Below are 5101 nucleotides of genomic sequence, written 5' to 3' on the forward strand. Positions count from 1 at the left end.
GCGGCGGACGCGCAATCCTGGCCAGCATCCGCGAGCACCGGGGCTAGTCGCGGTTAGCTTGGCTGGGGCCGCGGCCGACCAGCGCGTAAAGCAGCAGCGCCACCACGGCCCCGCTGGTGTCGGCCAGCATGTCTTTTTGCGCGTCCCAGATGTCGCCTTGGCTGCCCAGGAAGGCCGCTCCGGCCGAGCCACCGGCCTGCACGGCGTAAATCCACTCGATGATTTCGTAGGCCATGGCCACGGTGGCAATAGCAAACAGTGGGAACAGGTACGAAACCGTCCGGTTGCGGATGATGCCGCGCTGGTCGGTGAATTCGATGATGGCGTAGGCGTAGAAGCCCACCGAGAAATGCGCCACCCGGTCGTACATGTTGCGCTTGAAGCCGAACAGGTTGTTGAACCAGTCGAACGGTACTTTCTCGAAGGTGTAATACCCGCCGATGGTGTGCATGAACAGCAGTACGCTCATCAGCGCATAAGCCAGATTCGAGAACCGCACGCCGCGCGCGTAGAGCACCGTCAGGGTAGCGGCAATGGCCACGATGGGTAGGTTCTCGGCCACCCAGGTGCCGCGCTCAGCCGGATTGATGGCGCACACGGCAAACAGCAGTACGTAGGCCGCCAGCAGCAGCTTCGGGAACCAGTGGCCGGTGGAGGCCTGCTGGACGGGCGCAGAAAGAGTAGGGGAAGCGAGCATTAGTGAAATTGAATGTATGCGTGTCGCCATACGCACCAACCGGCCCGCACGTTGGCTGCTATTGGGGCCGGGTTGCGCCCCGAAGCCGGAGGCACGTATTTTTGTTGTTCACCCGCTCCTTTTCGTGCTCATGACTCTAAAAATTCACCGTGCTTTCTTCTGTCTGGTGGCCATACTATGGCTGGCCGGCCCCGCCTTGGCCGCCGGCAAACCCGGCAAGCGCCCACGCAAAAGCAAGAAAGATGAGGTCGTTACCATCACTACAGCACAGGGCGTTATCCGCCTCGTGTTGTTCGATGATACCCCGCTTCACAAAGCCAACTTCCTGCAAAAAGCCAAGAGCGGCTTCTACGATGGCACCAGCTTCCACCGTATCATCGACAACTTCATGATTCAGGGCGGCGACATCAATTCCAAAGATGCCGACCCCACCAACGACGGCCTCGGCCGCGCCAATGAAGGCACCGTGCCGGCCGAGCTCGGCCCCGGCCACAAGCACGAGTATGGGGCCGTGGCCGCGGCCCGTATGGGCGGCCCGGCCGGCACGCCCAGCAGTATCAGCCAGTTCTACCTGGTCGAGAACCACGGCGGCGCGCACTTCCTCGATGGCCAATACACCGTGTTCGGGCAGGTTATTCAGGGCCTCGATGTCATCGACAAAATCGCTAAGCTGCCCAAAGATGGCCGTGACCATCCCACCGTCGACGCCAAGATGACCATGAAAGTAGAAAAGCTGAAGCGGAAGAAAATTACCCAGCTCTACGGCTATAAGTATGAGTAGCCCACTGGCTAACACGACGATTGCGGGAGTATGAAAGTTCTGCTCACTGGTTCTAACGGCCTGCTGGGCCAGAAGCTGGTAGCGCGCCTGCACCAGAAGCCCGGCGTGGAGCTGGTGGCCACCTCGCGCGGCCCCAACAAGCTGGCTGCTCAGTACCCCGATGTGCGTTTCGTTGTGCTCGACGTGAGCGACGCCCTCCAGGTGCAGCAAGTGCTGGCCCACGAGCGGCCCACGCACGTCATTCACACCGCGGCCATGACCAACGCCGACGAGTGCGAGCTGCACCGCGCCACGTGCTGGCAGCACAACGTGAGTGCCGTGCAGCACCTGGCCGCCGCCTGCGCCGCTCTCGACGTGCACCTCACCCACCTCAGCACCGATTTTGTGTTCGGCGGCGACGCCGGGCCGCTGGCCGAAGATGCCGTGCCGGCCCCGGTCAATTTCTACGGCGAAAGCAAGGTGGCTGCCGAGCACCTGGTGCAGGCCAGCCTTGGCCGCTGGGCCATTGCCCGCACCGTGCTGGTGTACGGCGTGGCCCACAACTACGGCCGTACCAACCTAGTGCTCTGGGTGCGCGACTCGCTGCGCGCCGGTAAGCCCATCAAAGTGGTGGCCGACCAGTGGCGCACGCCCACCCTGGCCGAAGACCTGGCCGAAGGCTGCTGGCTGCTGGCGCAGCAGTCGGCCCAGGGCATCTACCACCTCAGCGGTGATGAGTTTTTGACGCCGTATGACCTGGCCCTGCGCGTAGCCGCCCACTTTAATCTCGATGCCTCGCTCATTGAGCGTGTCGATGCCAGCACCTTCACGCAGCCCGCTCGCCGGCCGGCCCGCACAGGTTTTCGGATTGAGAAAGCCCGGCGTGAGCTGGGTTACCAGCCGCATTCGCTGGCCGAAGGCATTGCCTTGGTTAGCCAGCAAAGTGACGACGTTTCCGCTAATGCCGCCGTGGGCTGAACATCAACAGCTATAAAAGGAAAACCCGCCGGGGTAGACGGCGGGTTTCAGACAAGCCGAAATAATCGGCAAGGGTAGAAAAAAGCGTTGCGTAACGGTAGATACTAAATGAGGGTAGCTGTATAATATACCAGATGCAGTAGCGTAGAAAGTGAAGGAGTGTGTTTGTGGAGCTGTCGGTACAGTTCCGCGAGACCAAAAAATCAGGACCAGTAGCCTACCAATAATCCTCCAATCAACACGGCCGTGTGGCCAAGTAGGGCCGCTTCGCCTGCCGCACGCGGCACAATGGTGCCGTCGGGCGTTACAAAGTCGACGCCAACGGCAGCCTGCCGCGCCGAATGTGACAAGCTTTTAGCCTGGGGCGAGGTTGTCAGGGAAGGATATACTAGCAGATACATAACAATAGCAGTTCAAACGACCTACCAGCTAGACGTTGAGCAGGGGCGGCTGATATGGTTATACAATATTACCGGCGCTGTCAGGAGATAAAAAGGACAGTTTGGGGTTATTTCAGACATTGGTTTAAATTAAAAAATAAATAAAAAATGTATTAAAGATTATATTTTCACAATTTTGTAAATTTTACTAAATTCATTAACTAGCTGTTTTGTAATTATTTAAATTTAAGCCGTGTGTTTTTACTACTTCGCTACTTACTCACAAAAGCGAATAATCGTGACATGAGCAGTCCGATGTAAGCTATTGCTGATTGCAATGATGCGCGGCGTAGCTACAATTGGAGTAGAAGCATGCAATGGCCGTGATGAGGGCGTACTCAGGTAATGGAGTAGCGGGCGCGCCTTGGTGTATAGCTCTCGGAAATAGTTGGTAGGGCGGCCCAACAGCTGAGGCTGGAACTGACAACCCTACGCGGATAGCGCATTTTTGCTGGATAAGGTGTTTGCGGATAGCATCGTTAAAAAAAGTGCTGCAGCCGGAAACAGGAGTGCCCACCACGCCTGGGGCTGTTGGCGAGCCGTAGCAAGCTGCTGACCCCAGCTAGGCACTTCCGGAGGTAGCCCTACTCCTAAAAACGAGAGTGTGCTTTCGAGGGCCAGTAACCCAGCCAGGCTAAGCGGAAAAGCGGTTTGAAGCGGTTGCAGTGCGTGGGGCAGTGCATGGCGCCACCACACCCGGGCAGGCGAGAGGCCGCTGGCCCGCGCCGCTTCGACAAAAGCAGTGGCTTGTATGGCCAGCATGCGCGCTCGTACCAAACGAGCTGCCCCTGCCCAGGAGGTAAGCCCCAGTACCATACCCAGCCCTTCCAAAGTCAAGCCACTCGTCGCCGTCAGGCCCAATACCAATACCAGCCGCGGTACGGTATCGAGGCCGCTGGCGGCGGCCAGCACCAATGAGTCGAGCGGCAGCACGGCAAATCGTGGGCGTCGGCGCCCGAGCCAGTGTACCGCCAGCGCCCCAGCCCCAATAGCTGCGCCCGCCAGCAGATACCCCATCCCCCACGCCAGCAGAAAGCCGGCCAAGCCAAGCCAAGGTAGTCCGATGCGCAGATGATTGCCCCAGAAACCAGCGGCGCCACCCAGCAGTGCACCCAGCGAAGCCGCCAACAGAGCGGCTGGCAGCGTGAGCAGCATTGCCGTGCGGGTGCCGAAAAGCACGCCGCTGAGAACATCGCCGCCGCGGGCGTCGGTACCCAGCCAGTGTTGGCTGATAGCGGCCGGCGGCGCCGCCACGTGGGCCAGGTCGGGCACGCCGGGAGAGAAAGGCAGGGGTAAAAGCGGAGTTGCAACGGCAAGCAGCGCTACTAGGCATAGCCACAGTACGGCCAGTTGCTTCCCCCGGCTCAAAGCCTTGAAAAAGCTGAAAATTGATGTCAGGCGCTCCATCGAATGCGTGGGTTGGCCCATGAATAGCTTAAATCGGCCAGCAGCAACGAAAGCAAGCGAGTAGTGCCCACCAGCAAAACACCCCCAATAAGCAGGGGATAATCGCGGGAAGCCGCGGCTTCGGCCAGCAGGCGGCCCGTGCCGGGCAGCGCAAAAATGGCTTCTACCACTACCGCGCCCGCCACCATCGCGGGCAGCAACTCGGCCAACTGGGCCAGGGTTGGCAGCAATGCGTTGCGCAGGGCGTGGTGGCGCACTACTGCCGCGGTCGGCAGTCCTTTGGCGCGAGCCGTCAGGATGTAGGGCTGTGTGAGCTCATGTGCCAGCGCCGCTTCGAGCTGCAGCGTGAGCTCGGGCACCGCTGCCAGCACCAGCGCGGCAATGGGCAGCACCAACTGCGGGAGGAGGTCTGCATCGGGCACGAATCCATCGGCGGGAAACCAGTTGAGCATTTCAGGATTAGCGAACAGCAGTAGCAGGCCCAGGGCCGACAAAAACAGCGGAACCGCGTGCCAGCCTATCAACACTGCGCGCACCGGTGGCTGCCAGCGGGGGGTAGCGGCCAGCCAGGTTGCCAACGCCACGGCAATGAGTGCCGCCAGCACCGCGGCGGCGCCCGTTACCGGCAAAGTGAAGGCGAGAGCCTGACGCAGCTGCTGCCCCACCGGCGCACCCGAGCGAAATGAGCGGCCCAGGTCGCCGCGGAGCAAGGCCAGTAGCCAGCGATGATATTGGTTGTGCCACCCGCGCCATTGCCAGGCCCCGCGGGCCGAGCGCCCAACGTAGAAAAGTGGCCGGTCGAGGCCCAGGCGGCGCCGT

5 protein-coding genes are annotated in these 5101 nt (G+C 60.6%); 2 read left to right on the plus strand and 3 right to left on the minus strand.

Features of this window, described 5'->3' with window-relative positions; genetic code table 11:
* Positions 1 to 43: 43 nt before the first annotated feature.
* Positions 44 to 697 (minus strand): DUF2238 domain-containing protein, encoded by a 654-nt coding sequence (locus ACYVDE_RS14090; RefSeq protein ID WP_460502179.1) that lies wholly within the window; start codon positions 695 to 697, stop codon positions 44 to 46.
* 130 nt (positions 698 to 827) lie between these two features.
* On the opposite strand from ACYVDE_RS14090, the gene ACYVDE_RS14095 reads away from it, so the two are divergent.
* Both ACYVDE_RS14095 and ACYVDE_RS14100 read left to right on the plus strand, forming a co-directional pair.
* Positions 828 to 1478: a peptidylprolyl isomerase gene (locus ACYVDE_RS14095; RefSeq protein ID WP_460502180.1), complete on the plus strand. Its 651-nt coding sequence runs from the start codon at positions 828 to 830 to the stop codon at positions 1476 to 1478.
* 30 nt (positions 1479 to 1508) lie between these two features.
* Positions 1509 to 2435: an SDR family oxidoreductase gene (locus ACYVDE_RS14100; protein WP_460502181.1), complete on the plus strand. Its 927-nt coding sequence runs from the start codon at positions 1509 to 1511 to the stop codon at positions 2433 to 2435.
* A gap of 869 nt (positions 2436 to 3304) precedes the next feature.
* Here the strand turns inward: ACYVDE_RS14100 and ACYVDE_RS14105 are convergent.
* Together ACYVDE_RS14105 and ACYVDE_RS14110 are read right to left on the minus strand one after the other, a co-directional pair.
* Complete coding sequence (locus tag ACYVDE_RS14105) at positions 3305 to 4147, minus strand: ABC transporter permease (RefSeq protein WP_460502182.1); 843 nt, start codon at positions 4145 to 4147, stop codon at positions 3305 to 3307.
* A 122-nt stretch (positions 4148 to 4269) separates the two neighbouring features.
* Positions 4270 to 5101 (minus strand): ABC transporter permease (locus ACYVDE_RS14110; RefSeq protein WP_460502183.1); only part of this gene is annotated, 832 nt, incomplete at its 5' end.

The organism is Hymenobacter agri (assembly GCF_054778495.1).

Excerpts from the sequence above, each read along its gene's own strand:
- ACYVDE_RS14090 (WP_460502179.1), bottom strand. The coding sequence starts at position 697 with ATGCTCGCTTCCCCTACTCTTTCTGCGCCCGTCCAGCAGGCCTCCACC.
- ACYVDE_RS14095 (WP_460502180.1), top strand. The coding sequence starts at position 828 with ATGACTCTAAAAATTCACCGTGCTTTCTTCTGTCTGGTGGCCATACTA.
- ACYVDE_RS14100 (WP_460502181.1), top strand. The coding sequence starts at position 1,509 with ATGAAAGTTCTGCTCACTGGTTCTAACGGCCTGCTGGGCCAGAAGCTG.